General features: G+C 58.8%; 24 protein-coding genes. 18 read left to right on the forward strand and 6 right to left on the reverse strand.

What is annotated here, in order from left to right:
• Positions 1-119 precede the first annotated feature (119 nt).
• Entirely contained in the window at positions 120-1,466 is a 1,347-nt protein-coding gene (locus M3668_RS10475; RefSeq protein ID WP_251380788.1) for a M50 family metallopeptidase, read from the forward strand.
• A 3-nt stretch (positions 1,467-1,469) separates the two neighbouring features.
• Here M3668_RS10475 and M3668_RS10480 read toward each other — a convergent pair whose 3' ends face one another.
• The gene (locus M3668_RS10480; protein ID WP_251380789.1) at positions 1,470-2,141 is read right to left on the reverse strand and encodes an MOSC domain-containing protein; all 672 of its coding nucleotides are present in this window, start codon (positions 2,139-2,141) and stop codon (positions 1,470-1,472) included.
• 173 nt (positions 2,142-2,314) lie between these two features.
• Between M3668_RS10480 and ispG the strand changes: the two genes are divergently transcribed.
• The 4 genes from ispG to M3668_RS10500 all read left to right on the forward strand — a co-directional run bounded on the left by ispG (position 2,315) and on the right by M3668_RS10500 (position 7,599).
• Entirely contained in the window at positions 2,315-3,481 is a 1,167-nt protein-coding gene (gene ispG / locus M3668_RS10485) for a flavodoxin-dependent (E)-4-hydroxy-3-methylbut-2-enyl-diphosphate synthase (protein ID WP_251380790.1), read from the forward strand.
• A 17-nt stretch (positions 3,482-3,498) separates the two neighbouring features.
• The gene (locus M3668_RS10490) at positions 3,499-4,641 is read left to right on the forward strand and encodes a GNAT family N-acetyltransferase (RefSeq protein WP_251380791.1); all 1,143 of its coding nucleotides are present in this window, start codon (positions 3,499-3,501) and stop codon (positions 4,639-4,641) included.
• Between the two features lie 289 nt (positions 4,642-4,930).
• Positions 4,931-6,730, forward strand: coding sequence for a proline--tRNA ligase (locus tag M3668_RS10495; protein ID WP_251380792.1), 1,800 nt, complete (start codon positions 4,931-4,933; stop codon positions 6,728-6,730).
• An 83-nt stretch (positions 6,731-6,813) separates the two neighbouring features.
• Positions 6,814-7,599 (forward strand): TSUP family transporter, encoded by a 786-nt coding sequence (locus tag M3668_RS10500; RefSeq protein ID WP_251380793.1) that lies wholly within the window; start codon positions 6,814-6,816, stop codon positions 7,597-7,599.
• Here the strand turns inward: M3668_RS10500 and M3668_RS10505 are convergent.
• Positions 7,596-8,450, reverse strand: coding sequence for a hypothetical protein (locus tag M3668_RS10505; protein WP_251380794.1), 855 nt, complete (start codon positions 8,448-8,450; stop codon positions 7,596-7,598). The genes M3668_RS10500 and M3668_RS10505 overlap by 4 nt on opposite strands.
• A gap of 135 nt (positions 8,451-8,585) precedes the next feature.
• On the opposite strand from M3668_RS10505, the gene rimP reads away from it, so the two are divergent.
• The 9 genes from rimP (at position 8,586) to M3668_RS10550 (ending at position 17,520) form a co-directional block, all read left to right on the forward strand.
• Positions 8,586-9,191: a ribosome maturation factor RimP gene (rimP, locus tag M3668_RS10510; RefSeq protein ID WP_251380795.1), complete on the forward strand. Its 606-nt coding sequence runs from the start codon at positions 8,586-8,588 to the stop codon at positions 9,189-9,191.
• A gap of 129 nt (positions 9,192-9,320) precedes the next feature.
• Positions 9,321-10,358 carry a transcription termination factor NusA gene (gene nusA / locus M3668_RS10515; protein ID WP_251380796.1) on the forward strand — a complete coding sequence of 346 codons (1,038 nt, stop codon included), beginning with the start codon at positions 9,321-9,323 and terminating at the stop codon, positions 10,356-10,358.
• Between the two features lie 150 nt (positions 10,359-10,508).
• A complete protein-coding gene (locus M3668_RS10520; RefSeq protein ID WP_251380797.1) occupies positions 10,509-10,754 on the forward strand; it encodes a YlxR family protein in 246 nt (81 codons plus the stop codon).
• A gap of 232 nt (positions 10,755-10,986) precedes the next feature.
• Positions 10,987-13,908, forward strand: coding sequence for a translation initiation factor IF-2 (gene infB, locus M3668_RS10525; protein WP_251380798.1), 2,922 nt, complete (start codon positions 10,987-10,989; stop codon positions 13,906-13,908).
• Positions 13,909-14,115: 207 nt separating this feature from the next.
• Positions 14,116-14,547: a 30S ribosome-binding factor RbfA gene (rbfA, locus tag M3668_RS10530; protein WP_237203506.1), complete on the forward strand. Its 432-nt coding sequence runs from the start codon at positions 14,116-14,118 to the stop codon at positions 14,545-14,547.
• Between the two features lie 6 nt (positions 14,548-14,553).
• On the forward strand, positions 14,554-15,654 hold the full coding sequence (gene truB / locus M3668_RS10535) for a tRNA pseudouridine(55) synthase TruB (protein ID WP_251380799.1): 1,101 nt from the start codon (positions 14,554-14,556) through the stop codon (positions 15,652-15,654).
• Positions 15,651-16,022, forward strand: coding sequence for a hypothetical protein (locus M3668_RS10540; protein ID WP_251380800.1), 372 nt, complete (start codon positions 15,651-15,653; stop codon positions 16,020-16,022). Before truB ends, M3668_RS10540 begins: the two co-directional genes overlap by 4 nt.
• 45 nt (positions 16,023-16,067) lie before the next feature.
• Positions 16,068-16,493 (forward strand): hypothetical protein, encoded by a 426-nt coding sequence (locus M3668_RS10545; protein ID WP_251380801.1) that lies wholly within the window; start codon positions 16,068-16,070, stop codon positions 16,491-16,493.
• Between the two features lie 73 nt (positions 16,494-16,566).
• The gene (locus M3668_RS10550; RefSeq protein ID WP_251380802.1) at positions 16,567-17,520 is read left to right on the forward strand and encodes a bifunctional riboflavin kinase/FAD synthetase; all 954 of its coding nucleotides are present in this window, start codon (positions 16,567-16,569) and stop codon (positions 17,518-17,520) included.
• Between the two features lie 100 nt (positions 17,521-17,620).
• On the opposite strand, the gene M3668_RS10555 is transcribed toward M3668_RS10550, so the two are convergent.
• Genes M3668_RS10555 through M3668_RS10565 form a run of 3 tightly spaced genes read right to left on the reverse strand, consistent with a single transcriptional unit; the run spans position 17,621 to position 19,668 of the window.
• Positions 17,621-18,445 (reverse strand): aldo/keto reductase, encoded by an 825-nt coding sequence (locus M3668_RS10555; RefSeq protein ID WP_251380803.1) that lies wholly within the window; start codon positions 18,443-18,445, stop codon positions 17,621-17,623.
• Positions 18,446-18,460: 15 nt separating this feature from the next.
• Positions 18,461-19,204 carry a 5'-methylthioadenosine/S-adenosylhomocysteine nucleosidase gene (gene mtnN, locus M3668_RS10560; RefSeq protein ID WP_251380804.1) on the reverse strand — a complete coding sequence of 248 codons (744 nt, stop codon included), beginning with the start codon at positions 19,202-19,204 and terminating at the stop codon, positions 18,461-18,463.
• A complete protein-coding gene (locus M3668_RS10565) occupies positions 19,201-19,668 on the reverse strand; it encodes an S-ribosylhomocysteine lyase (protein ID WP_251380805.1) in 468 nt (155 codons plus the stop codon). Before M3668_RS10565 ends, mtnN begins: the two co-directional genes overlap by 4 nt.
• 189 nt (positions 19,669-19,857) lie before the next feature.
• On the opposite strand from M3668_RS10565, the gene M3668_RS10570 reads away from it, so the two are divergent.
• On the forward strand, positions 19,858-20,160 hold the full coding sequence (locus tag M3668_RS10570; protein ID WP_251380806.1) for a hypothetical protein: 303 nt from the start codon (positions 19,858-19,860) through the stop codon (positions 20,158-20,160).
• 135 nt (positions 20,161-20,295) lie between these two features.
• Here the strand turns inward: M3668_RS10570 and M3668_RS10575 are convergent, their stop codons facing one another.
• Positions 20,296-20,646: a universal stress protein gene (locus M3668_RS10575; RefSeq protein ID WP_251380807.1), complete on the reverse strand. Its 351-nt coding sequence runs from the start codon at positions 20,644-20,646 to the stop codon at positions 20,296-20,298.
• Positions 20,647-20,843: 197 nt separating this feature from the next.
• Between M3668_RS10575 and M3668_RS10580 the strand changes: the two genes are divergently transcribed.
• Genes M3668_RS10580 through M3668_RS10590 form a run of 3 tightly spaced genes read left to right on the forward strand, consistent with a single transcriptional unit; the run spans position 20,844 to position 24,009 of the window.
• On the forward strand, positions 20,844-21,938 hold the full coding sequence (locus M3668_RS10580; RefSeq protein ID WP_251380808.1) for a tripartite tricarboxylate transporter substrate binding protein: 1,095 nt from the start codon (positions 20,844-20,846) through the stop codon (positions 21,936-21,938).
• A 2-nt stretch (positions 21,939-21,940) separates the two neighbouring features.
• A complete protein-coding gene (locus M3668_RS10585) occupies positions 21,941-22,501 on the forward strand; it encodes a tripartite tricarboxylate transporter TctB family protein (protein ID WP_251380809.1) in 561 nt (186 codons plus the stop codon).
• Positions 22,501-24,009, forward strand: coding sequence for a tripartite tricarboxylate transporter permease (locus M3668_RS10590; protein ID WP_251380810.1), 1,509 nt, complete (start codon positions 22,501-22,503; stop codon positions 24,007-24,009). Before M3668_RS10585 ends, M3668_RS10590 begins: the two co-directional genes overlap by 1 nt.
• Positions 24,010-24,447: the final 438 nt, after the last annotated feature.

Here is a 24,447-nt window from a genome sequence, read left to right on the forward strand (position 1 = left end):
TAAGAGCGCCTAATCTCTAGCCGGTGGCGTAGGCTAAAAAGCTGGTATATCTCGACGCCACTCCAACTCCCCGACAAGAGAGATGGGCCCCGGCGTCCTACCGCGATTCAAGGAGTTCTGTGGGTATTCTGCTCTTCATTCTGGGTGTTGTGCTGATGGCGCTCGCTATTGCCGTATCCATTGCCCTGCATGAGGTGGGGCATCTGGTGCCCGCCAAGCTCTTTGGGGTGCGGGTGCCGCAGTACATGATTGGTTTCGGTAAGACCATCTTCTCCTGGCGCCGCGGTGAAACGGAATACGGTTTCAAGGCGCTACCTTTGGGCGGCTATATCTCCATGATCGGCATGTACCCGCCGGGTCGGGAAAACCAGGGAGGTCGAGCCGGCGGAACCAGCCCTTTCCAGCAACTTGCCACCGATGCCCGTGAGGCGGATGCTGAACGCCTCTTACCGGGGGACGAAAACCGTCTCTTCTATAAGCTACCGGTCTACAAACGCATCATTATTATGCTGGGTGGGCCCACCATGAACCTGCTCATTGGGCTGATGTGTACCGCCATTTTGGTGACCGGCTTCGGCTCCTACCAGCCCACCGCAACCGTTAGTACGGTATCCGAGTGCGTGCAGCAAGTGAGTGCTACCGATGCTAACAGCGCATCTGCAAGTGAATGCGGCGCAGAAGACCCGGTATCACCTGCCCTGAAAGCTGGTCTGCAGCCGGGCGATGTGATAACTAGTTTTGACGGCGAACCGGTGACTGGCTGGGAGCAGCTCAGCTCTATGATCCGAGACCGTGCCGATCAGACCGTGCCAGTCACCGTGCAGCGTGATGGTCAGCTACAAGAACTGCAGATTACTCCCATGCTGACCGTCCGCCCGGTGATGGATGAGTTATTAGGGACCTATACGGTGGATAGTGATGGCAACCTAGAAACCGTTGATGTTGGTTTCATTGGTATCAGCCCCAAAACTGAGCTGACCCCCGGTACGGTAGGGGAGGTGCTGCCCACGGTTGGGCAGTCTCTTGAGCGAATCGGGGCTACCCTCATTAAGCTACCCGCCCGCGTCTACGGAGTGGCACAAACCCTACTCACTAACGGGGAGCGCGATATCAACAGCCCGGTCTCAGTGGTGGGTGTGGGGCGTATTGCCGGTGAAATCGCTGCCCACGACGAAATCATGCTGCGCGATAAGGCTGCCTCCCTGGTTTCACTGATCGCTCAAATGAACCTCATGCTCTTTGTCTTTAACCTGATACCGTTGCTGCCTCTGGACGGCGGGCACGTGCTAGGTGCACTTTGGGAGAGCTTCCGCCGCAAGACTGCCCGCCTGTTAGGGCGCAAGGATCCTGGCCCCTTTGACCCGGTGAGGTTACTGCCGCTGACCTACTTAGTGGCAGGTTCCTTCTTAGTAATGACCGTTATTCTGGTGGCTGCTGATATTTTCAAGCCCATCAACATTTTCTAGTAGCTAGCTTGTGATGCCCGCCAGCTTTTCAACCTTTGCCTGGTAGAAGGGCGGGTAACAGTTCGCTTCTGCCACGGTACGAGCCGCCTGCTTATCGCCCATGGCGGCGGCGAAAGCCGTGCCCAAGGTGACCCCGTGGGCGGGTGCGTCCAGAAACTCCACGGTGTCGCCGGGGCTAACGGTGCCCGGGGTGATAACACGCATGTAGGCGCCAGCGTCCCCGCGGGCGGTGAAGGTTTTGACCCAGCCGCGCTGATCCAGCCAGGTGGCGAAAGTGCGGCAGGGGGAGCGGGGCACACTCACCTCGAGCACTGCCGTTCCCACCTTCATACGCTGGTTGAGCAGCACCTCAGCCCAGGTGATGCCTTCGGTGGTGAGGTTTTCACCAAAGTAACCATCAGTGAAATCTTGGCTCAGTTGCTCGCCCCAATAGTCCAGCTCTTCGCGCGCATAGGCGTAGACCGCCTTGTGCTGCCCGCCGTGGTGCTTGGTATCGCCGATCGTATCCCCTGCAACCCCGGAGCCATCCCCATAGTGAGGCCCCGGCACAAAGACCTCAATAAAAGGCTGCGCCACCTTGTTAATGCCGGTTATTTTCTGGGTTCTCGTCTGATAGGGCACAGGGTCAGCGAGATTGGTTGAGAGGACGCGGGGCAAGGGTGAGGTCTGGGTCATAGGGTTCAGTATAGGTGGACGTTGCTCAATGCGGAGTCTGATACATCGACTTTGACCTGACCTCTATGTGCGCTAGCTCAAGCACCCCCAGCGCAGAAGCGTGGCACAATATATAGTTGAAACAACGCGCGCCACCGCCGGTGTGCCGCCTGTAAGTCTTTTGGAGGATTATCTTGACCTCAGTCGCTCTTGGAATGCCCGCCGCACCGCTGCCCCTGCTGGCACCGCGCCGCAAAACCCGTCAGTTCAAGGTAGGTAGCGTAGGGGTAGGGTCAGATTCCCCCATCTCGGTGCAGTCTATGACCACCACCAAAACCCACGATATTGGCTCCACTCTGCAGCAGATTGCTGAGCTGACCGCGTCCGGTTGCGACATTGTACGCGTGGCTTGCCCCACCGATAAAGACGCCGAGGCGCTGCCCATTATCGCCAGGCAATCCCAAATCCCGGTGATTGCTGATATTCACTTCCAGCCCAAGTACGTCTTCCAGGCGATTGAAGCCGGTTGCGGTGCTGTGCGCGTGAACCCCGGTAACATCCGTAAGTTCGATAACCAGGTCAAGGAAATCGCTGCTGCAGCTAAGGATCACGGCACCTCCATCCGCATCGGTGTCAACGCTGGTTCGCTGGACCCCCGCCTGCTGGAAAAGTACGGTAAGGCAACCCCCGAAGCACTGGTGGAATCCGCTGTCTGGGAAGCATCACTCTTCGAGGAGCACGGCTTTAACGACTTCAAGATTTCTGTGAAGCACAACGACCCCGTCATTATGGTGGAGGCCTACCGTCAGCTGGCGGCTGCCGGCGACTGGCCCCTACACTTGGGGGTCACCGAAGCAGGCCCAGCTTTCCAGGGAACAATCAAGAGTGCTACAGCATTTGGTGCCCTTCTTTCAGAGGGTATTGGCGACACCATTCGCGTCTCCCTATCAGCTCCTCCCGTTGAAGAGGTTAAGGTTGGTTCGCAGATTCTTGAATCACTCAATCTGCGCCCCCGCAAGCTCGATATTGTTTCCTGCCCCTCCTGCGGCCGCGCCCAGGTAGATGTATGGGAACTTGCAGAGAACGTCAGCAAGGGCCTTGAAGGGATGAAGGTGCCCCTGCGCGTTGCCGTCATGGGCTGCGTAGTGAATGGCCCCGGTGAAGCTCGCGAAGCCGATCTTGGCGTTGCCTCCGGTAACGGTAAGGGGCAGATTTTCGTCAAGGGTGAAGTTATTAAGACTGTGCCCGAAGAGGACATTGTGCAGACCCTCATCGATGAGGCCAACCGCATTGCCCGCGAAATGGAAGAACGCGGCGAAATCGACCTCTCCGGTGACCCCACTGTTTCAGTGAGCAACTAAACCACCGCACACCCACCGTGTCAGTTTTATCAAAAATCCAGCGCAATGCTGCGGACGCCATCATACGCCCGCTCACTCTCGATGACCGAGATGAGCTGGAGGCCCTGATTAGCACTGACCCGGTGGGTTTTTTATATGCTGCTGAACACCTCAACATTTTTGGCTTGCCTGCACCCAGCACCCTGAACGCCCTCAAGACCCCCCGCGGGTTTATCGGAATATTTGCGCCCCGCCATGCCGCTACTGCTGAGGGCTCACCCAAGGACGCTGCGCCGCCAGAATCAGTGGTAGCTGGACGCCTGCCGCGGCGAGTGCTCAACGTGCTAGAGGCAACGTTCGCGAGGACTACAGAAACTGTAGGCAGAGCGCAGGGGAGTCACATCGAAGCTTCTCTACCTGGTTATGCCGAAGCGGTGTCACCAGAAAACCGTGAACCCCGCTACGCTCTGGTAGGTGCACTGTGGCTGGGCGCTAATTGCGTACCCCTGACCATACCTGCTGAGTATCAACGCCAGGTTGCCCAGTACGTCCTGAGGCATCACCGCAAAATCGGATCTATCTTTGGGCGCCGTGAAGCTGTGATGGGTCTGTGGGAATACCTAGTCCAGCGTATGCCCACGCCCTTTGACGTGCGAGAAGACCAGCCCCTGCTGGAGCTGCCCGAGCATGTTGACCTGACCGAACTTGCAGACAGAGAACTGCACCGCCCTAACCTAACAGCTCCGCAAATTGCCGAGAAGGTGCGGTGGGCACGCACTTCTGACCGACAAAGCCTACTGCGCGCTTCGGTGGCTATGTTTACTGAAGAAGTGGGTTATGACCCCATGACCCGTGACCCCGCAGGCTACACCCGCCGTATCGATGACCTGACCCGCAGTGGACGCACCCTGGTGGCCGTCAACGATGAGGGCGTGGTCGTCTTTAAAACAGATCTAGGGTTAGCTCACGGGGACGCCTGCCAACTGCAGGGCGTCTGGTTACACCCTGCTTATCGGGGGCAGGGGCTGGCACCCACCTTGCTGGCGCAAGCGTCCGAACTCATTCGCACTCGCTTTCCCCAGCTCTCGCTCTACGTCAACAGCTATAACACGGTTGCCAGGGCACTATATCAACGCACAGGCTGGCAGCAAACAGGCACTTTCTCCACCATCCTGTTCTAAACCTGACAACGGGTGGAAAGTGCCCTATAAGTGGGGGTGGGCAACACCTTGTCATCGACAAAAAACCCTCTGAAACTGAGGTTTGGGATCTGGCCTGAACGAGCGAGACCTTACCAAGACACACTGGTGCGCATCACTGAACCTCGCCCAAACAATCTGTTGGAACTGCGGGCGGCACACAGGAGGTGTGCCGCCCACAGCTCTAGGCGGTAAACTGGGAGCAGACTGTGGCCTGCCTCAGCTGAGACAGGCATCTTAGACCACTTACGAGAAACGGAACAGCAGCACCTTGGTACAGCGCCTTTCTAACCTATTCCTGCGCACTTTGCGCGAAGACCCGGCTGATGCCGAAGTCGCCAGCCACAAACTGCTGGTGCGCGCCGGCTACATCCGCCGAGCAGCCCCCGGTATCTACTCCTGGTTACCTTTGGGCCTCAAGGTTCTAGCCAAGGTAGAGAACATTGTGCGCGAAGAGATGAACGCGATCGGCGCCCAGGAAGTGCACTTCCCGGCGCTGCTACCCCGCGAACCCTACGAGGCAACCAACCGCTGGACCGAGTACGGTGATAACCTTTTCCGCCTGCAGGACCGCAAGGGCACTGACATGCTCCTGGCCCCGACCCACGAGGAAATGTTCACCCTGCTGGTTAAAGATCTCTACACCTCTTACAAGGATCTGCCCGTCTGCCTCTACCAAATTCAGACCAAGTACCGCGATGAGGCCCGCCCTCGTGCTGGTCTACTACGCGGCCGCGAATTCATCATGAAGGACTCCTACTCCTTCAACATTGATGACGCCGGTTTAGATGAGGCCTACCAGGCTCACCGTGCCGCCTACATCAAGATTTTCGAGCGTCTGGGTCTTGAAATTGTGATTGTGAAGGCTCAGTCTGGTGCTATGGGTGGCTCCCGCTCAGAAGAATTTCTGCACCCCACCCCCATCGGTGAGGACACCTTTGTGCGTTCAGCTGGTGGCTATGCAGCAAACGTTGAGGCTGTGACCACTGTGGTTCCTGAGCCCGTGGACGCAATCAATACCCCTGCCGCTATCGTGCTGGAGACCCCCGAGTCACCCACCATTGAAACTTTAGTAGACCAGTCCAACTCCTTGCACCCCAAGGCGGATGGCGCCTGGACCGCGGCTGACACGCTCAAAAACGTCGTGGTTGCTGTTATCCTCCCAGACGGCGAGCGTAAGCTGGTCGCCATCGGTGTGCCCGGTGATCGTGCCGTTGATATGGATCGTGTTGAGGTTAACGTCGGCGCCCTGCTGGGCGTTGGTGGCGAGGTTGAGGTCGAGGCTGCAACCGAAGAGGACTTCAAGAAGTTCCCCCAGCTGGTCAAGGGCTACATCGGCCCCGGCAACACGCTGGATGCCAAGCTTCTGGGTGAAGAGTCTGCTACCGGCATCCCCTTTTACCTGGATCCCCGCGTCGTACCCGGCTCTGCCTGGATTACTGGCGCTAATGAGGCCGGCAAGCACGTCTACTACCTGGTCGCGGGCCGCGACTTTGAAGCGGATGGCGTCATTGAGGCCTGCGAAGTGCGCGAGGGTGACCCCGCTCCGGACGGCTCAGGTGAGCTGATGACTGCCCGCGGCATCGAGATGGGCCACATCTTCGCGCTGGGCACCAAGTACGCTGAGTCACTGGGCCTGAAGGTGTTGGACCAGAACGGCAAGCTGCAGACCGTCACCATGGGTTCTTACGGTGTGGGTGTCACCCGCGCACTGGCTGCCGTTGCTGAGGGCAACCGCGATGACCGCGGCCTCATCTGGCCCCGCAACCTTGCACCGGCCGATGTGCACGTGGTGATGACCGGTAAGGGCACTGAAATCGTTGATGGCGCTGAGGCACTGGTTGCTGACCTTGAAGCCGCAGGGCTTGAGGTCATTTTTGATGACCGCCCTAAGGCGTCCCCCGGCGTTAAGTTCGGCGATGCTGAGTTGCTGGGTGTTCCCACCATTGTGGTCGTTGGGCGTGGCTTTGCCGAAGGCAAGGTTGAGGTCAAGGACCGCCGCAGTGGTGAGGCACGTGAGGTCGCTGTGGCCGATGCGGTTGCAGAAATCCTAGCTGAGGTTCAAGGCTAGAACTTAGCTTTGCGTTAGGTTTGAGAGGTGGAAGGGGTGCCCCTTCCACCTCTTTGTTGTTGGTGTAAAAGGACGATGGTGCGGTGCTGGGGCTTGAAGGGCTAGATCTGCTGACTCTGAGTTTGCTACTGCTGGCTGCTTTTGCGGCTGGCTGGGTGGACGCCGTGGTCGGTGGCGGCGGAATGATTCAGCTGCCCGCTTTGCTCATGGTGCCCGGGCTAACGCCGGTGCAGGCGCTGGCGACCAATAAGGTGGGCTCTGTCTTTGGCACTCTCACCAGTGCAGCCACCTACTTACGGCGTGTGCCGGTGGACCGGCGCACGGCACTGCCCACAGCCCTCCTTGCTTTTGGAGCTAGCGTGATGGGAGCTCTGCTAGCAACGATTCTGCCGGTGGTTCTCATTAAGCCGCTTATCATTCTTGCTCTGCTCGGAGTGCTGGTATATACCCTCCTCAAACCTCAGCTGGGGGAGTTGAGCCGCCCCAAACATACCGGTGGGCGGTTGCTACTGACGAGCCTGGGGATTGGTGCAGTCATCGGTTTTTACGACGGGGTGCTGGGCCCCGGCACAGGCTCTTTCTTGATGATTGCCATGATTTCACTGCTGGGCTATAGCTTCTTGCAGGCGACCGCTCACGCGAAAATCATTAATGCCGCAACCAACCTGGGCGCTATCGTACTTTTTAGCCTGGGTGGGCACACTGTCTGGTTGCTGGGGTTGGCCTTGGGGGTTGCCAATATGGCTGGTGGCTACCTAGGTGCTCGCACCGCCATAGCACGGGGCAACGGTTTTATACGGGTGATGATGCTCTGCGTGGTGAGCGCCCTGATTCTTAAGCTCAGCTACGATTTGCTCACCGGTGCCTAGCTGGTGCTGCCGGCATCCAGCAGGGTTTTGACCAGCAGAAGCTCTACCCGGTCAGCCTCCGTTGGTAGGGCAGAATCGCCGAGGGCAGCCTGCGCGTTGGTGGTAATAGCTGCCAGCGCAGCATCCAGCTGGGTAGAAGCGTCCGCGGGTTCAGCCAGAGGGTAGGACGCCGCCGGGGCTCGCAAGAGCCCCTCACAGCTCAAAATCGGGGAAAGCTCACCTTCAAGAGTGTCAGCAAACTTAGCCCGATTGCCAGCAGTCTCGGCTACCTCGCCGTATTCCTGACCGGCGCGGGCAGCGTAAACCTCTGCGACATAGCCCAGCTGTCCTAACGCATCTTGCAGATGAAGAACTGGCTCAGAAACCGCCCCTTCTGCGGGAGCTGGGTTTGGGTTATCGCAGACAAAACCTTCCAACCCCTCTAAACGCTGCTCTAGCACGGGAGGGTAATTTCCCTCAACGAGACCATCAGCTGCTGCTCCCTGCCATACCCTCACCGCAGCCATGAGTGCGCGCTCGCGGTCAGCTGCAGTTTGCGCATCAAACCCGAGTGAGAGCAGCGCATCAAGGCTCTGCTCTACCCGGCTCCCGGAACCTTCTGAAACCTGAACGGCTTCAAGTTCTCGTGCAGCCGGTGCCAAAGTCTCCAAAGATGCGGTGATCGCCGCACCCAGCTCGCCATCCTCACCGGCTTCCCGCAGAGAAAGGAGCTGAGCTGCAATTGCGCTCTGAGTCTCAAGTTCTGCCCGGGTCTGATCGCTCTTCTTCTGCGCTGTTAAGCCAACTGCGACCAGAGCAAGAAGTATGAGGGCCAGAAGAGCGGCAAGAATCTTGGGAAGAGGGCGGGGCATGGGCAACCTTGGGACGGCGGGAAGGACACACCCCATTCTGCCAGAAAGATCCATGCCCAGGCAGAGCTAACTGACCGGTCCCGGGATATCGGTTAGGGTAGAGAAGACGACAAACCGTGAAAGGTGAGAAAAGCTATGGCGAACGGCCCCAAGGCTTCAAAAAAGGACGCTCCTAATGCTCGCGAGCGCAGGGCATCGGCCCGTGCCGCTGAGGGTATTTCCATCCCACAGGCTGCGTCCGGCTCTTTTCTTGTGCTGGATGAAGTGCGTGGTGCTATCGAGAAGGTGGTAGCCGAAGACTTTAAGCTGGTGCTTGAAAAGGTCACAGCCCAGGGCAAGGGTGCTAACCGCACCCTTGAAATCGTGATTGATTACCCAGAAGACCGCACCGATGCTCTCTCGCTGGACACCATCGCTGAGGTTTCACAGGCAATTTCATCGGCGCTCGATGAAGCGAACGACGGTGAGGCTCCCTACATGTTAGAGGTCTCATCCCGCGGCGTCACCAGCCCGCTAATCGAAACCCGTCACTGGAAACGCTCGATTGATCGCCTGATTGATATCACCGAAAAGGGCGGGGAAAACTACCTTGCCCGCCTCGATTCAGTGAGTGATGAGGGCCCGGTCCTCCGCCGTAAAAAAGAAACCAAGAAGGGTCAGCCGGAGTCTTACCGCGATGCGCATACCCTTCCCTGGGACGCGATTTCTGCCGCAAAGGTAGAAATTGAGTTTAACCGTTAGCTCCTAGTCGGTAGAATAGCTAGCAACGACGCATAACCTCTTTAGGTTGCACCCCTAGGGTGCGCATACAACTTAGCGGGGCCGGGGTGTGAAAACGCCCCGGCGCCGTGCTACATAGAAGGGCCCGCCATGGACATTGATTTGAGCAACCTTCGCCTGCTCGAAAAAGAGCGCGACATCTCGATTGACGACCTGATCCCCATGATCGAAAGTGCCCTTCTGCTGGCATACCAGAAGCAGCCCGGTGCAATCCGAGGCTCACGGGCAGAGATTGACCGTTCCAGCGGCATCGTCACCATCTGGGCTCCTGAGCTCGATGAAGATGACCAGCGCATCGGCGAATTTGACGACACCCCCAACAACTTTGGGCGTATCGCGGCCTCAACCGCTCGTCAGATCATTCACCAGCGTCTGCGCGATGCTCAGGACTCCCAAGTTCTCGGTGAGTTCAAAGACCGTGAAGGTACCCTGGTGTCAGGTGTTATCCAGCAGGGCCCTAACCCCCGCATGATTCACGTTGACCTCGGCACCCTCGAAGCGGTCTTGCCGACCGCTGAGCAGGTGCCCGGTGAACGGTACACCCACAACACCCGCCTGCGCGCCTACATCCTAGAAGCCCGCCGCGGCCCCAAGGGCCCCTCCATCGTACTTTCGCGTTCACATCCCAACCTGGTGCGCCGCCTCTTCGAGCACGAAGTGCCCGAAATTCAGGACGGCTCAGTTGAAATCATGGCCATCGCCCGTGAAGCTGGTCACCGCACCAAGATGGCAGTACGCGGCACCAAGCCCGGCATCAACCCCAAGGGTTCTTGCATCGGTGAGATGGGCTCTCGTGTGCGCGCCGTGATGGGTGAGCTGAATAATGAGAAGATCGACATCGTTGACTACTCGGATTCACCTGAAGAGTTCATCGCCGGAGCGCTCTCACCCTCCAAGGTGAGCGAAGTAACGGTGACCGACCGCAAAACCTTCTCAGCCCGCGCTATTGTGCCCGATGACCAGCTCTCACTGGCTATCGGCAAGGAAGGGCAGAACGCCCGCCTGGCTGCTAAGCTCACCGGCTGGCGTATCGATATTATCGCTGAATCTAAGTACCGCGCGGCTCTAGCAGCAGCCGAAGAAGCCGCAGCAGAGGCCGAGACTGAAGCTTCGGATAGCGAGAGCTAACTAACATAGTTGCCGTTAGCCCCCGTAAGGGGGCTAAACTGGTCTATAGAGGTTATTAACAGGGAACCAGTGCGCCCACTCTTGCCCCTCTACTCTATGGAGATGAAGCAAGCGGTAGCGTCCTGGTAACAGAACTAAAAGGAGGGGCACATGCACACTCCTCTTCGTACCTGTATCGGCTGCCGCGCAACTGCTGCGCAGTCAGACCTCATCAGAATTGCAAAGGTTGACGGCGAGCCCCCGCGGCTCACCTTTGACCCGGCAAAAAACCACCCGGGTAGGGGAGCATGGCTCCACCACACTCAGGAATGCCTGGCGCTCGCAATCAAAAAGAACGCGTTCAGCAGGGCCTTTCGCACCCGGGTACAGCCAAATGAACTGGTGATCACAGCATAATGCTGCACATCGGTTCAGGGGTAAGACCCAGGCGAACCAAGAAAGTCAAACGAGTTTGACGGCTTACCTTGTAAGAAAGCGAGTCAGAAAACTGATGGAAACCCGATGAGTGCCGCGCAATGAGTGCTTTTCTGTGCTCAGACACCGGCAACACCGCAGCTCACCATGAGCTGCCACCCCCAATAAACTGAAGGTTCGCGCCTGTTCTGGTGCGAATCAGAACAGGAGAAAAGTGGCTAAGCCCCGCGTTCACGAGATCGCTAAAGAACTCGGAATCCCCTCTAAAGAAGCAGTAGCAAAGCTGCAAGAACTTGGCGAATTCGTCAAGGGTGCTTCTTCAACCCTCGAAGCACCGGTTGTTAAAAAACTCCGCGCTGCTTTCCCCAACGCCAAGCCCGCTGCGGCCCCCCAGACTGAGGCTGCTAAGCCCAGCGCTTCTAGGCCCACAGCAGCAAAGCCCGGTGCCATGAAGCCCGCCGCGCCCAAGCCTGCCGCAAAGCCCGCTGATGCCCCCAAGGCTGAAGCTGAAAAGCCGGCACCTGCCGCACCTAAGGCAGCAGAGCCTCAGGCTGAGACCAGCAAGCCTGCTGGCCCCCGCCCCGGCAACAACCCCTTCTCAACCTCACAGGGCATGCAGGCATCTGCTCCTAAGCCCGGTGCACCTAAGCCTGCAGCTCCCAAGCCCGCAGGTAAGCCCGGCCCCCGCCCCGGCAACAACCCCTTCTCAACCTCACAGGGTATGGGTAAGCGCGGCGACCGCCCCGAGCGTGGCGAACGCGGTGAAGGCCGTACCGGTGGTCCGCGTCCCGCAGGTGGACGTAACCCCCGCGGCGGCGCACCCCGCCCCGCAGGTAACGGTGGTCCCCGTCCTGCTGGTGCAGACAACCGCGCTCCCCGCCCCGCAGGTGGACGCAACGCGCGTCCTGCCGGTGCAGATAACCGCGCTCCCCGCCCCGCAGGCGCAGGTGCCGATAATCGCGCACCCCGCCCCGCAGGTGCAGGTGCAGATAACCGCGCTCCCCGCCCCGCAGGCGGCGGTGCAGGTGGCAACCGCCCCTCACCCAACATGATGCCCACCAAGATGAGCGGCAATGTCGGTGCTCGCGGTGGCGCTGGTGCTCCCGCAGGCGGCGGCAACGGCCCCCGTCGCGGTGGTGGTGGCCCCGGTCGCCCCGGTGGTGGCCCCGGTCGCCCAGGTGGTGGCCCTGCAGGCCGCGGCAATGCACAGGGTGCATTCGGCCGCGGTGGTGGTAAGCGCAAGAAGGGCAAGACTAAGTCAGCTCTGCGTCGTGAAGAGCAGCTGCGTCAGCCGACTGTTGGTGGCGTTGCCGTACCTCACGGTGACGGTACCACCGAGATTCGCTTGCGCCGCGGCGCCTCCCTCATGGACTTCTCCGAGAAAATAGGCGCAAATGCAGCGGCACTGGTAACCGTTCTCATCCACCTGGGTGAAATGGCAACCCAGACCCAGTCACTGGACGAAGAAACCTTCGAACTGCTCGGTGCTGAACTCGGTTACGTCATCAAGATCGTTTCCCCCGAAGACGAAGAGCGCGAGCTGCTCGAATCCTTCGACATCGACCTTGAAGCTGAAGCTGAAGGCGAAAACGACGACGTGCTCGAATTCCGCCCGCCCGTAGTGACCGTTATGGGTCACGTTGACCACGGTAAAACCCGCCTGCTAGATGCTGTGCGCAACACTAACGTCATCGACGGTGAAGCTGGCGGCATTACCCAGCACATCGGTGCTTACCAGATTCACACCGAGGTTGACGGCCAAGACCGTGCGCTGACCTTCATTGACACCCCCGGTCACGAAGCCTTCACCGCTATGCGTGCCCGTGGTGCCAAGGTCACCGACATCGCCATCCTGGTTGTCGCAGCGGACGACGGCGTCATGCCCCAGACCGTTGAAGCCCTGAACCACGCCCAGGCAGCAGAAGTGCCGATCGTGGTGGCCGTCAATAAGATCGATAAGGAAGGCGCTAACCCGGAGAAGATCCGCGGTCAGCTCACCGAATACGGTCTGATCCCCGAAGAATACGGTGGCGACACCATGTTCGTTGACGTTTCAGCACGTCAGGGCCTCAACATCACTGAGCTCCTCGAAGCTGTCTGCCTCACCGCAGACGGTGCTCTGGAACTCAAGGCTAACCCCAACAAGGAAGCCCGCGGTGTTGCCATTGAAGCCAACCTGGACAAGGGTCGCGGTGCAGTTGCTACCGTGCTCGTCCAGTCAGGTACTCTGCGCGTCGGTGACGCTATTGTCGCCGGTGCAGCTCACGGTCGCGTCCGCGCTATGTTCGATGATAAGGGCACCAGCGTTGAAGAAGCTGGCCCCTCACGTCCCGTCCAGGTTCTGGGTCTGTCCACCGTGCCCCGCGCAGGTGACACCTTCCTGGCGACCGAAGAAGAGCGTACCGCCCGTCAGATCGCTGAAAAGCGTGAAGCAGCAGACCGCAACGCCCAGCTGGCTAAGCGCCGCAAGCGCGTCACCCTCGAATCCTTCGATGCCGCAGTGGCTGAAGGCAAGATGGACACCCTCAACCTCATCATCAAGGGCGACGTCTCCGGTGCTGTTGAAGCACTGGAAGAATCCCTCATGAAGATCGAGGCTGGCGGCGACGAAGTTCAGCTGCGCGTCATCCACCGCGGCGTAGGTGCAATCACCCAGAACGACGTCAACCTGGCAACCGTCGATAACGCAGTGATCATCGGCTTCAACGTCCGCCCCGCAGAACGCGTGGCAGAACTGGCTGACCGAGAAGGCGTAGAAATGAAGTTCTACTCCGTCATCTACCGCGCCATCGAAGAGGTCGAAGCAGCCGTCAAGGGTATGCTCAAGCCCGAGTACGAAGAAGTTGAGCTCGGCTCAGCTGAAGTACGCGAGGTCTTCCGCTCCTCCAAGTGGGGCAGCATCGCCGGTTCAATCGTCCGCAGCGGCACCATCAAGCGAAACACCAACGCTCGTCTGGTCCGCGACGGCGCTGTGGTTGCAGACAACCTCAAGATTGAGTCACTGCGCCGCTTCAAGGACGACGCCACCGAGGTCCGCGAGGGCTTCGAATGTGGTATCGGTCTTGGGTCTTTCAACGACATCAAGGACGGCGACATCATCGAGACCTGGGAGATGAAGGAAAAGCCCCGCGTCTAAGCCTTCCCTAAGGGTACCGGTGCCTAACCCCACCGGTTAGGCACCCGATGATGGGGGTGGGGTGGTCGCACAGCGGCCACCCCACCCCCATTAGAATTTATAGAGAACAAACTTCGAGGCTTTCTCACAAGACTAAGCACCGCCGCTGCTCCGGCAGTTGCTGTGTTATGGAGAAAAGCCGCAGACCTTCTTACAAGGAGAAAACTCATGGCTGATCCAGCCCGCGCCGCCCGGCTCGCTGACCGCATTAAGGTCATCGTCGCTCAGGCACTAGAACGCCGTATCAAAGACCCCCGACTAGGGTTCATCACCGTCACCGACGCCCGCGTGACCAACGACCTTCAGCACGCCACCGTTTACTACACCGTATTTGGGGACGCCGAGGAGCAGAAGGCAACCGCTGCTGCTCTAGAAAGCGCCAAGGGCGTCCTGCGCTCAGAGGTCGGTAAGAACATCACCGCCCGCCTGACCCCCACCCTCACCTTCGTGCCCGACGAGGTGCCGGTTAACGCCGCCCACATTGAGGACCTACTGCGCAAGACTAAAGAACGCGACGCCGAAATCGCCGCCACCGCAGAAGGCGCTGACTACGTCGCAGGTGCAGATGCCTACAAGACCGAAGAAGACGACGAAGCGTAAGTAAACGTGGCGAAGAAAAGTGCGACCGGCCCATCGGGGCTCATTGTTGTTGATAAACCCGCAGGGATGACCAGCCACGACGTGGTATCAAAAATGCGGTGGATTGCTGGCACCCGCAAGGTAGGCCATGCAGGCACACTGGACCCGATGGCAACCGGGGTACTTATTCTGGGCGTCAACAAAGCAACCAAGCTGCTGACCTGGGTGGTGGGGGAGACCAAGACCTACACCACCGTCATGCGCCTGGGGCTGAGCACCGTGACTGATGACGCCGAAGGTGATATCACTGAGGTTGCCAGCACAGTTGCGGTTGATTCCATCACCGAGGACATGATTGCTGAGCAGGTAGCGAAGCTTACCGGCGCAATCGAGCAGGTGCCCTCATCCGTTTCAGCCATCAAGGTTAACGGTGTGCGCTCCTACGCCAGGGTACGCTCCGGCGAGGACGTTCAACTGGATGCCCGCCCCATCACCGTGCACAGTTTTGAGGTTCACTCGGTGACCCCTCAGACCGTACAGGTAGAACGCGTGCTTCAAACCGACGAGGACGGCGCAGCTACCTCAACCGAGACGGTCACCGCTAGCGTGCTGGATGTGGCTGCGACCGTCACCTGCTCAGCCGGCACCTACATCCGTGCCCTGGCACGCGACCTGGGCGCTGCTTTGGGTGTGGGTGCTCACCTGACTCAACTGCGCCGCACCGCTATCGGCGAGATATCGGTGGAGGATGCCTACAGCCTTGATGCCCTCATTGCGGGACGGGAAGCTGAACAGGCAGTGCCCCTGCTACCCATCGAAGAAGCAACCCGCAGGCTCTTTACCGAACGTCTGCTCACCGCAACGGAGGCAACCGATCTGTCGAATGGCAGGCGCATCAGCCCCAGCCCGGTGACCACCGAGCACACCCCGGCGTCCTCACCGAATCACCAACAGGCCGGTAGCAAGGGTGGGCACGACAAGCCCACCACCGCCGGTATCAGCGCCGCCTTCGCTCCTGATGGCACGCTCGTCGCCCTGATTGAGAACACCCGCTGGAAACGCGAGGACGTCGCCAGCCCCATCCTGGTCTTCGAATCAGGCAAAACCTTTGAGGAGAACCCTGCATGATCGCTGGCCTTGACCTCTGGTTCTGGGCATGCCTAGTGCTCTCAACCCTCAGCTTCGCCATCTGCATCTTCCAGTTCCTGCGCGGTGCTGCCCCCGACGACTACTCACAAGGCTCTGTGCTCGTACTCGAAGCCTTCTTGATGATCTACCTGGTCGGTTCCATCATCATGCAGGCCCTCACCGACGGGCCCAGCGGCGACTGGCTAGAATTCTACGGCTACCTCATCACCGCCATGATCATCCCAGCCGGCACCTTCATCTGGTCGCTCACCGAACGCAGCCGCTGGTCCACCCTGGTCCTCGGACTGACCGGGCCAGTACTTATTATCATGCTGCACCGCATGAACATGCTCTGGTACTACTACTAAAAGTCAGTTGCTAGACGCGAACCCCCGCTATCACTGAGGAAAATAATGGAACAGTCATCAACAGCAACTCTCGACAAGAAGACCAGCGGGTTTGGTCGCCTTCTGGTCGTGGTCTATGCTGTCTTTACACTCTCTGCAGGGGCGCGTTCCCTCTACCAGGTCATCCGCAAATTTGACGAGGCGCCGCTGTCCATTACTCTCTCGGCTATCTCAGCCCTGATTTACCTGGTTGCGACCATCGCTCTCGCCAAGAAGGGGGAGGGGGCCTGGAAAGTGTCCCTGGGAGCGGTGGGCATCGAGATGGCAGGCGTCATCTTGGTAGGTATCTTCAGCTACATCCAGCCCCAGCACTTCGAACTTGCCTCGGTGTGGTCCCACTTCGGCTCTGGCTACGGATACATCCCCCTCGTCCTGCCCATGGTAGGGCTCTGGTGGCTGCTCAACACCAGGCCCGTTTGGGTCAACGCGTAAACCAGGCGTTGCGTGTGCGGGCCAACAGCAAACCGCGTATCATAGACACGAGCAAGACACCCCAAGGAGTACCGTGAAGCGCTATACCGACCTTGCCCAGGTCCCCGCTGGCTTTGGCCCCACCGTGGTCACCATCGGCAACTTCGATGGCGTACATATCGGTCACCAAAAGGTGCTCTCAACCCTGGCAGAGACTGCTCAGCACCACGGGCTCACCTCCGTTGCCGTCTCTTTTGATCCCCACCCTGCTGTGGTCCACAACCCCGCCGGGCATCATGTGGAAATCATGGACCAGGATTCCCGCCAGCGCATCATGGACTCCCTCGGTATCGATGTCTACCTGCTCCTTCACTACAACCTGGACTTCGCAGCCCAGAGCCCCGATGAGTTTGTACGCCGCACCTTTGTTGAAGCGCTGAACGCCCGCTACGTCGTCATCGGTGATGATGTCCGCTTTGGCGCCGGTAACTCCGGGGACCTCAACACTATGAAAGAGCTCGGCCAACAGTACGGGTTTGACGTCATCGTGGTTGAGGACCTCCTAGCAGATGGAACCCACCGCTGTTCATCTACCGGTATCCGCTCACTGCTCACCGAGGGCAAAGTGGCCCAAGCCGCTGAAATTCTGGGACGAAACCACTTTATGCACGGCGAAGTCGTTCACGGTGCAGCCCGCGGCCGCGAACTCGGTTTCCCCACCGCTAACATGGACGCCGATTCCACCGGCCTTGTACCAGCAGACGGCGTCTACGCCGGCTGGCTCACTGACGAGGCAGGTACCCGCCACCCCGTTGCAATCTCCGTGGGCACTAACCCCACCTTCGAAGGAATCACCTGCCGCCAGGTCGAAGCGCACGTCATCGGACGCCCCCAAGAAGCAGTAGAAGCCTTCAACCTCTATGGCCAACACATCACCCTAGAATTCGTGGACTACCTGCGTGGCATGGTCGCCTACACCGGCGTTGAAGCGCTTATCGAACAGATGAACCTGGATGTCGCCCGCGCCTCAGAAGTCCTCGGCGTCTAGGTTCGGCCTTACCCATTCCCTCCGGGAATTCAGCACAAAAAGTCGCCCCGCGCATCCTTAGAAAGGACAGACGGGGCGGCTTTTTACGTAAAGAAGGTTTTTACATTTCTTCGTGGGTGTTGGGGTCAAAGCCCCTGCCCACACCCGCTTCGAGGGCGGTAATGGCGTCCATCTGGTCGTCTGTCAGCTCCCAGCTGAAGACATCCAGGTTAGCTTCCATCCGCTCAGTGTTAGAGGACTTAGGGATGGGAAGGTAGCTGTTCTGCACCTCCCAGCGCAGAATTACCTGCGCCACGCTCTTACCAACCTCAGCTGCGATACCCGCCAGCACGGCGTTCTTCAGCATATCGGTCTTACGCCCCAGCGGTGACCAGCACTGGGTCAAGATCGCGTGGTCGGTATTGTACGCAGCCCAATCCTTCTTCTGGGAGTAAGGGTGCAGCTCAATCTGGTTGATCGCTGGGGTTACACCGGTTTCCTCTATCAGACGGTCAATGTGCTCCGGGAGGAAGTTAGAGACACCAATGCTTTTGACGGTGCCCTCCTCCTGCAACTTGATGAGCGCTCGCCAGGTATCCACGTAGAGGTTCTGGGAGGGGTTGGGCCAGTGAATCAGGTAGGCATCCAGATAGTCCAGGCCCATCCGTTCCAGGGTCCCCTCGATGGAACGCATGGCACCTTCATAGCCGTGATCACGCCCGGGCAGCTTGGACTGCACGAAGATATCGCCACGGTCGGTACCTGAGCGCAGCACGCCGCGGCCCACGCCGGTCTCATTTTCGTAATTAACGGCAGTGTCAATCAGGCGGTAGCCGCGAGCAATAGCCTCAGAAACTGCCACCTCAGCCTGAGCGTCAGTCATGGGGTAGGTGCCCAGACCCAGCTGGGGGATTTCGTTGCCGTCGCGCAAAGTGTGCTTATTCATAGTGTCTCTCTTTTCCTAGGCGGGGGTATTAATAAGGGCTGTTACGAGCTGAGCGCTCCGCGCAGCAACGATGGGGGCGTCCATATGGAAGTCCTGGTCAGCGGCCGGGCCGCACAGATCAGAGACGCCGCGCACCGAGATAAAGGGCAGATCGCGAGAAACGCAGATCTGGGCCAGCGCGGTGGTTTCCATGTCAGTGGACAGTGCCTCGGGGAAGATCTCGCGGGTGTTCTTAACGTTGTGGGCGGTAACGAACGAGCCACCTGCCAGCATGGTGCCATAACGCACCTGGCCTTCACCGGTGTAGACCTGGGCCGCAGCCTGCGCCTGCTCCAGCAGCGACTCGCTCGCCTGGTAGCGTGCGGGCATACCGGGCACCTGCCCGTACTCATAGCCAAAGGCGGTGGCGTCCGCGTCAGTGTAGGTGTAGTCGGCGCCGACTACAATGTCACCCACGTTGATGCTGGTGTGCAGGCCACCTGCGGTGCCAGCTGAGAGGACGGCGGCGGGGTGGGAGACCAGCCCCAGTGCAGTGGTTAGTGCGGTAGCCGCATTGACCAGACCAATTTTTGAGCGGACCAGCAGAACCGGCTGGGTGGTACCTGCGGTATTCAGGGTGCGGGGGTAGAACTGAGCGACGCCCACGCCAAAATCATCGGCGGCGGGCTCGGTCAGTTCAAGGAAGGGAGCAGCCTCTTCGTCCATAGCCACCTGAACGATGACCGCGGTGGCGAATTCCTGGGGTAGCAAGGAATTCATGAGGCCATGACCTCTTCCCACTCATCCTTGCGGTCCAGGAAGGCTGCAACAGCTGTCTGGGCTTCTTCAAGTGAGTGGTTAGCACCCCAACCGCACTGCACCTCGTTAGCTGCAGGCACTTCGGTGGCGTCCAGAAGATCCTGCATGGTGGCTGCGAGGATCTGCGTGAAGTCTGCGGGCTCGATCCCCAGAGTGAGGGCGTAGAAGCCGGTCTGGCAGCCCATAGGGGAGAAGTCGATGAGCGCGTCGGTGTGGTTGCGCATGTGGTGGGCGGTCATATGCTCGATGGAGTGCACCGCCTTCATGCCCAGGTGCCCCTTGTTGGGCTGGGTGAAGCGCACATCGTACTTAATGAGGGTATCCCCCCCGGGTAGCTCCTTACGCCCTGCTACGCGAACATAGGGGGCAGCAACTTTGGTGTGGTCCAGGTCGAAGGACTCAACATTGGTTTTCTGTTTTTCCACTGATTTCATCTATCTGTGCGGTGGGTTAGTTTGTCTGCTTACCATTCTTTCGCATCTAGTGGCAGGACGCTAGCCGAGAGCGGGTTTCTGGCAGGGAGTTTTCGGGTAACCCCCAGGCCTACCTAGCTTCATATGGTCTGACGGAGGGGTAATCTGGAATCTGACCCCGCTGTATCGAAGGAGAACCTCATGAACGTTTTGATCCCCACCGTTGCTGCCGCTGCCGGGCTGACGGGTGGCTATAAGGTAGCCCGCCTCACCGAGGTGCGTGCCCTGGGCGGTGTTGCCCTTGCCGCCGGTGGCGTAGCTGCTTTCAAAGGGTGGCAGGAAAACGCAGGAACCTGCACCGCTGCAGCCTTGACCGCTGTCTACCTGGGCGGCTTTGGCTACTCCCACGTGCTGCACAAGAAGATTGGCCCCTGGCCCGCTGTCTGTGCCGTCACCGGTGCTACCGTGCTGGCCTCCCTGGCTTTTGGGCGCGAAAAGAAATAGCGCACCTCTGACAAAAGTGGCATAAGCTCCTCATTGACCTATGCTGTAAAAGAAAACTTCACTGGCAGGTTCTTACTTCATGCCAGTGAAGTTTTCTTGTACACGGACTGCACGGGGCGCTGGTCTCAGAAGGTTTTAATTGGCGGGCTTGACCGCTACCACCGGGGCGTTAGCTTCAAGAATGATACGTTGTGCTGCTGAGCCCAGCAGCATCTTGCCCACCGGGCTGCGGCGTCGTACGCCCACCACTACAAAGAGGGGTTTGACGCGCTCCACTGCGTCAATCAGATCGCCCACAGCATCGCGGCTGCGGTGCACCTCGGTTTCAACGGTGTAGACCAGACCTTCAAAGTTGAAGTCTGCAGGCTCGCTGCCGTCCAGAGGGCAAATAACGAGGGATTCGCCGGTCTCCTGGGCTCGCTCAATGGCATAGAGGCGGGCTGCTTCTCCGGGTTCGGTGGCGGTCAGGGCTAGAAGAATGCTCATACAACTCCAATCGTAGTGTGACCCATCATACTCGCATTGTAGCGAGTGATTGCCGATCAGGGAATGTGTGGGTGTGGTGTAGGCTCAACATCTCGTCAGGTGGGAGTGCATTAGATGATGTGACGCAGAACAAGTAATGATGTAGGGTGAGTCACAATGTTTTTAATTACCCTGGTCATTCACATAATCCACGGAGCATGATGAGTTCACATCAAAACCCTGCTCAAGGCGGTGACGTTACCCCGCCCTGGGCTACCTCAAACGGTACGCAGGATACCCCAGCTAGCGTTGGGATTCACCGCGCTGAGCCTTCAAAAAAGTCGCCCCTATTTAAAATCCTCGGAGCAATTATTGCTGTTGGTGCAATTGGCACAGCCACCGTTGGATCTTTTGCCTCAGCCCACCAGGGCGATAGCTTACGCACCTCTATGACGATTGTGGCCCCGGCAGGTGCCGGTGGTGGCTGGGATACCGTCGCCCGTGAAATGCAGCAGGCACAGCGGGCCAACGGCATCGTTAATAACACCCAGGTGGTCAACATGCCCGGTGCCGGTGGCACCATTGCGCTGGGGAACCTTGCCAATCTTGAAGGTGACCCCAGCACCCTCATGGTCGGTGGCACCGGTCAGCTGGCTGCCACCATCCAGTACGACACAGATACCACTTATGCAGATATCACCCCTCTAGCAATCACCGTTGAAGAGTACAACATGGTAGTCGTTCCGGCTGACTCTCCCTACCAGAGCCTTGAAGAACTCATGACTGCGTGGGCGGCTGACCCTGCTTCAGTGCCGTGGAGTGGTGGCGGCTCCTTTGACCGTCTGGTAGCCACAGAGTTGGCTACCTCGGCGGGTGTGGACCCCAAAGAGATGGTGTTCGTATCCTCGGACGGCGGCGGTGAAGTGACTGCGGCCCTGCTGAATGGCACGGTCCAGGCTGCAGCCTCTGGCTTCTCTGACTCCATCGACCAGGTGGAATCGGGTCGTCTGCGTGCTCTAGGCCTGGTCTCTAAGGAACGCTTTGAAGGCGTGGACATTCCCACCACCGTGGAGCAGGGTTATGACGTGACCCTCTCCAACTGGCGCCTCCTGGCTGCCCCAGGTGGGCTGACCGCTGAAGAAGAGGCAGAGCTAACCGATATCGTGCTTGAAACGGTCGAAACCGAAGAATGGTCAACGGCGGTAGGGCGCTATAACTGGGCCGAACGCGTCATCACGGGCGATGAACTTGATGTCTTCTTGGAAGAGGAAAAAGAGCGCATTAGCTCCCTCTATGAAAGTTTGGGGGTCTAGTCGTGGCTGAAACACTCAGTGCCCGTCAGAACAGGGCTCACATGATGAGGGATCTCAGCATGCCCCTGCTGATTATTGCCCTGGCTACCTACCTTTTGGTCGGCATGCTCACGATGACGGTGCCCGATTCTGTAGCCTTCCCTGGCCCCCGTTTCTTCCCGGCGATTATTACCGCCGTGCTCTACGTACTGGCACTGGCTGACATCTTTGCTGTGATCAGAAAACACCGCACATCGGATACTCTGCAGACGGTGGAAAGCTCAGGCACCTACCGCGATGGAGACCCCGCTGCAGCAGCCCACGAGGACGTCATTACCCGCGTGGATATTCGTTCCCTTGCCTGGGCCGTTGGAGGCTTCCTCTTCTTTGCCCTCACCCTCGAATATTTGGGCTGGGTCATCGGCGCTGGCCTGCTCTTCTGGTGCGTTGCCCGCGGATTCGGGGCCAAAAACCCTCTGATGGCACTCATCGTAGGGCTAACCGTCAGCTCACTGGCCTACATCGCTTTTGACATGGGGCTAGGGCTCAACCTCCCCTCTGGAATTCTAGGAGGCGGTTTCTAGTGGACGCTCTCTCACTGCTGGCCGACGGCTTTGCCGGCGCTTTCACCCTGCAAAATTTGCTGTGGGTGCTCATTGGCTGTTTGCTGGGCACCGCCGTGGGCGTCATGCCCGGGTTGGGTTCATCGATGGCGGTGGCTCTGCTGCTGCCCGTCACCTTCGCCCTTGAACCCACAGCCGCCTTTATCATGTTCGCCGGTGTTTACTTCGGCGGTCTTTTCGGTGATTCCACCATGGGTATTCTGATGAACACCCCCGGCCAGGCTTCTGCGATTGCCTCCACCTTTGAGGGGCATCGCATGGCCAAAAACGGACGCGCCGCCCAGGCTCTAGCGGTAGCTGCTATTGGTGCCTTCATCGGTGGTTTCATTTCCTCTATTCTCGTGGTCTTCCTGGCACCCGTGCTGGCAGACTTCTCCACCAAATTCGGCCCAGCAGAATACCTGGCGCTCGCCATCTTTGCTTTCGCAGCGACGTCCTCAGTGGTAACCGACTCTGCGGTCAAGGGTTTGCTCTCACTGGCTCTTGGTTTAGGTGTGGCTGTGGTGGGCATCGATGGCGTGACTGGTATTCCCCGTTTCACCATGGACTCCAACTATCTCTTTGACGGTATTTCCCTGGTCACCGTGACCGTAGCGATTCTGGCCCTGGGCGAGGTGTTCTACAGCGCTTCGGTTGCCCGCCACCAAGAAGAGGGAAAGATTATTCGACCCAAAGGCCGTGCTTGGCTGACCGGCGCAGAGTTCAAAGAAGCAGCCCCTGCTTGGGGGCGCGGTACCCTGATTGGTCTGCCCTTCGGCATCATCCCTGCCGGTGGTGCAGATATCCCTACCTTCTTGGCCTACGGCACCGAGCGTAAGCTGGACCGTCGCCGCAAGAACCCCCAGTTCGGTGACAAGGGCGCCATCCGTGGTCTTGCTGCCCCTGAGGCGGCAGGTAACGCAACCACCGGTATGGCCATGGGTGCTTTGTTGGCGCTGGGTCTGCCCATCTCTGCAACGGCTGCGATCATGCTGGCGGCCTTCCGCCAGTACGGTCTGCAACCTGGCCCCCTGCTCTTTGAGCGTTCGCCGGAGCTGGTTTGGGCGCTGCTGGCTAGCTTCTTCATCGCTATGGTGGTGTTGCTGGCGATTAACCTGCCGTTTGCGATGCTCTGGGCTAAGCTGTTGCTGATTCCTGCGCCCTACCTCTATGCGGGGATTACGGTCTTTTGTGGGCTGGGTATTTACGCCACCTCATCCTCTACTTTTGATCTCTTGCTGTTGCTGGGTATCGGTTTATTGGGTTTCTTGATGCGCATGAATGACTACCCGCTGGCACCGCTGATCATTGGTATGGTGCTGGGCCCGCTGGCTGAAACCAGCCTGCGTGATGCTCTGACCTCCTCCAGCGGTGACTTCTCGGTGCTCTTCAGTGGCCCCATCGTCATCACGCTCTACGCAGTGCTGGTGCTCATGTTGCTGCTGACCCTGCGCAGTAAGGTCACTAAGAAGACCGGTAACGACATTTAGAGCACCTAGCTGCTGACAGCGTCCTAGCGCTAACTTACCCCCCCCGTACTTTCTCTCTTCTACCCAGTGTTTATTTCCGGTCGAAGAGAGGGCGTGCGGGGGTATTCTTTTTGGGTGAGAGAGACAGCGCAGGATGTGGGGGCGAAGCGCAGCTGGGATGTGGCTGAGGCGTGCCGCCGTGGGCGGAACCGGTTAGTAGTGCGCCGCCCTATGAACGGTTTGGGTCTCTATCAGCAAGGTAATCTCTATACCAGTGTCAGGCAAACTCTTGGTTGGCGTGCTGATTGATTGCGCTGTAGGCGCTCCACACTACTTAATCTGCTATCTGAATGAGCTGTGAGTTCTTAGAACTAAGCGTCAAAGGGTTCTCAGGCATTCGTATGATGCCGATCTTTTGCAGGCACAGCTTTTCTATGTGCGGTGGTAGCCTCATACAAG

The sequence above is a fragment of the Rothia sp. P100 genome (assembly GCF_023712425.1).
Taxonomy (GTDB): Bacteria; Actinomycetota; Actinomycetes; order Actinomycetales; family Micrococcaceae; genus Rothia; species Rothia endophytica.